The sequence below is a fragment of the Brevundimonas sp. genome, assembly GCF_036677305.1.
Classification (GTDB): Bacteria; Pseudomonadota; Alphaproteobacteria; order Caulobacterales; family Caulobacteraceae; genus Brevundimonas.
On record NZ_JAKFEB010000106.1, the window covers coordinates 1 to 2,828 of the forward strand.

Annotated in this window: 4 protein-coding genes; 1 reads left to right on the plus strand and 3 read right to left on the minus strand. The window is 69.2% G+C overall.

Going from position 1 to position 2,828, the window contains the following annotated elements:
- Positions 1 to 57 precede the first annotated feature (57 nt).
- Positions 58 to 174 carry a hypothetical protein gene (locus V6M42_RS06380; protein ID WP_235562834.1) on the plus strand — a complete coding sequence of 39 codons (117 nt, stop codon included), beginning with the start codon at positions 58 to 60 and terminating at the stop codon, positions 172 to 174.
- 151 nt (positions 175 to 325) lie between these two features.
- Here the strand turns inward: V6M42_RS06380 and V6M42_RS06385 are convergent, their stop codons facing one another.
- The 3 genes from V6M42_RS06385 to V6M42_RS06395 all read right to left on the minus strand — a co-directional run.
- On the minus strand, positions 326 to 862 hold the full coding sequence (locus V6M42_RS06385) for a hypothetical protein (RefSeq protein ID WP_332677899.1): 537 nt from the start codon (positions 860 to 862) through the stop codon (positions 326 to 328).
- Positions 863 to 931: 69 nt separating this feature from the next.
- Positions 932 to 1,633: an ABC transporter ATP-binding protein gene (locus V6M42_RS06390; protein WP_332677901.1), complete on the minus strand. Its 702-nt coding sequence runs from the start codon at positions 1,631 to 1,633 to the stop codon at positions 932 to 934.
- Positions 1,626 to 2,828: lipoprotein-releasing ABC transporter permease subunit (locus tag V6M42_RS06395; RefSeq protein ID WP_332677902.1), on the minus strand; the 1,203-nt coding region annotated here is incomplete at its 5' end. The genes V6M42_RS06395 and V6M42_RS06390, both read right to left, overlap by 8 nt.

Sequence of the window (2,828 nt, forward strand, 5' to 3'; positions counted from 1 at the left end):
CCCGCGCGCCACCCACCATCCGCCCCTTCCGGCGGCAGGCGTCGCAGGAGAGCGGTCATGGCCAAGGGTCAGGTGCGCAGCAACAAGGAAACCCGGAAACCGAAGGCCGAGAAGCCCAAGCCGGCCGTGTCGGTGGGGAGCTCGCCGTTCACGACGCCGCCGGGGAAGAAATAGCGGTCTCCCATATATCCGTGCATCCCCGCGAAGGCGGGGACCCAGTTCTGTCCAGCGTGATGCCGGCGCATCAGGACCGCTGACGACAAGTCTCCGGACCCGCCGCAACACCCAAAGCACCGGGTCCCCGCCTTCGCGGGGATGGGCCGCCCTAGTGCGGCCAGGCTTCCTTGAGGACCTCGGCCTGGCCGTCGCGGACACGCACCTCCAGCACGGGGGTCGCGGGCTGGCCCTCGGCGAAGAGCTCATAGATGACCGAGCCGTCGTCGGCCTGGGTGCTTTCGATCACGCGGACGGGGGTGAAGCCGGCGCGGGCGGCCTCCGTGGCGGCCCGGACCCGGTCCGGAACCCTGTTCCAGGGCAGGTCGCGCTGGGTCTCCACCACCTTCCAGCCTGACGGCGTTTCCAGCAGGTCGAGCTCTATGTCGGAACCGTCGGGCATCCGGCCCTCGACGTCATAGTAGCGCCGGCCCTCGCGCTCCTTCAGCTCGGCTTCGGAGATGATCATGCCCGGGCGCGCGGTCAGCACGACGGCGCGGACGGCTCCGGGCAGGTCAGCCCTGGCCGTGGGAGTGACGGTCGTGACCGGAGCGTCCGGATGGGCCGGCGCCTCCGGTTCGGCGGGGTTGCAGGCGGCGACCCCGATGACACCGGTAACAATCGCACAAACCAGCAGCGCGCGAGTCATGCCGCCCTCCCCTGTGATTGAGACCGCCAGTCTATTCCTACCGGACCGAGCGGCAAGCGGGGTTTACCCCTAGTAGGCGTGGCTCTCGGCCGGGCGCTCTTCCAGATGGCCGTCCTTCAGGGCGAAGACCCGGTCCATATGGCCGGCCAGCTCCATGTTGTGGGTGGCGATCAGGGCGGCGACGCCGGTCTTCTTGACCAGGTCGTGCAGGGCCTCGAACACCGTCTGGCTGGTGGCGGGGTCGAGGTTGCCGGTCGGTTCGTCGGCCAGCAGCAGGCGCGGACGGTTGGCCAGGGCGCGGGCGACGGCGACGCGCTGCTGCTCCCCGCCCGACATCTGGGCCGGCTGGTGGGTCAGGCGTTCGCCGAGGCCGAGGGCGGACAGCACCTCGCTGGCCCGGGCGCGGGCGTGGGCCTGACCAACGCCGGCGATCCGCAGCGGCAGGGCCACGTTGTCGCGCGCGTCGAACTCGGCGAGCAGGTGGTGGAACTGGTAGACGAAGCCGATTTTGGCCAGGCGGATATGGGTCCGCGCGCGCTCGTCGAGGCCGCCGACGTCCTCGCCGTCGATCCGGATCTCGCCCGAGGTGGGGCGCTCCAGCAGTCCGGCCGCGTGCAGCAGGGACGACTTGCCCGAGCCCGAAGGACCGATCAGGCCCACGACCTCGCCCGGCATGACGTCGAGGTTGACGCCCTTGAGCACGGTCAGGCCGCCGGTGGCGGTGTCGTAGGTGCGGCTCAGGCCGCGGACGGACAGGACGGGGTTACTCATACCGAAGCGCCTCGACCGGATCCATTTTCGCCGCCCGCCACGACGGCAGCAGGCTGGCGACGCAGCTCATGAACAGCGACCAGACGGCGACCCAGAAGACGTCGACCGGATCGACCAGGGCCGGAACGGCGTCCAGCATGTAGACGTCGGCGTTGAACAGCTGGACGCCCAGCAGCGCCTCGAGGAAATGCTGGATCGCGCCGATGTTCAGGCAGAAGACCAGGCCGAGGAACAGGCCGGTGGCCGTGCCCGCCACGCCGATGGCCGCGCCGGCGACGAAGAAGACGCGCAGCATGGACATCTGACTGGCCCCGACGGTGCGCAGGATGGCGACGTCGCGGGTCTTGTTCTTCACCAGCATGACGATGCCCGAGATGATGTTCAGGGCGGCGATGGCGACGACGAGGCCGAGGATGATGCTCATGGCCACCCGCTCGACCTTCAGCGCGCCCCAGAAGGCGGCCAGACGGTCGCGCCAGTCGCTGACGAGGGCGTTCGAACCGGCGGCTTCGCGCACGGCCGGATAGAGGTCAGCCACCTGGTCGGGCTTGGCCACCTTCATCTCGATGACGTCCCAGACGCCCTCCTTGCCGAAGAAGAGCTGGGCCTGCTCCAGCGGCATGAAGATGAAGGCGCGGTCGAAGTCGGCCGTGCCCGAGGTGAAGACCCCGCCGATGCGGTAGACCTTCTCCAGCCCGCCGAGATTGCCGAAGGCGCTGTCGGCTCCGGTCGGGGAATACAGGGTGATGGGGTCGCCGACGCGCAGGCCCATGCCCTCGGCCAGCGCCTTGCCGATGATGATGTCGTCGCCGCCGTAGGCGCCCTGGCCGAAGGTGCGCTTCGCCTCGGGCGTCAGGCTGTCATAGACGTAGGACATGGAGTCCAGATCCTGGGGACGGATGCCGCGCACGAAGGCTCCCGTCGTCTGGCCGGCGGCGCGGACGAGGCTCTGGTTCTCGGTGACGGGCGAGACGCTGACGACGCCGGGGACCTTGCTGATGCGTTGGACCGCGGCCTCGCGGTCCGGGTCGTTCAGGATCTGGCCCTGGACGTACATATGGCCGTTGAAGGACAGCATCCGGCTGAGCAGTTCGGACCGGAAGCCGGCCATGATGCTCATCACCACGATCAGGGCCATGACCGCCAGGGAGATGGCGACATAGGAGATGATGGCGATCAGGGCGATGCCGCCCTC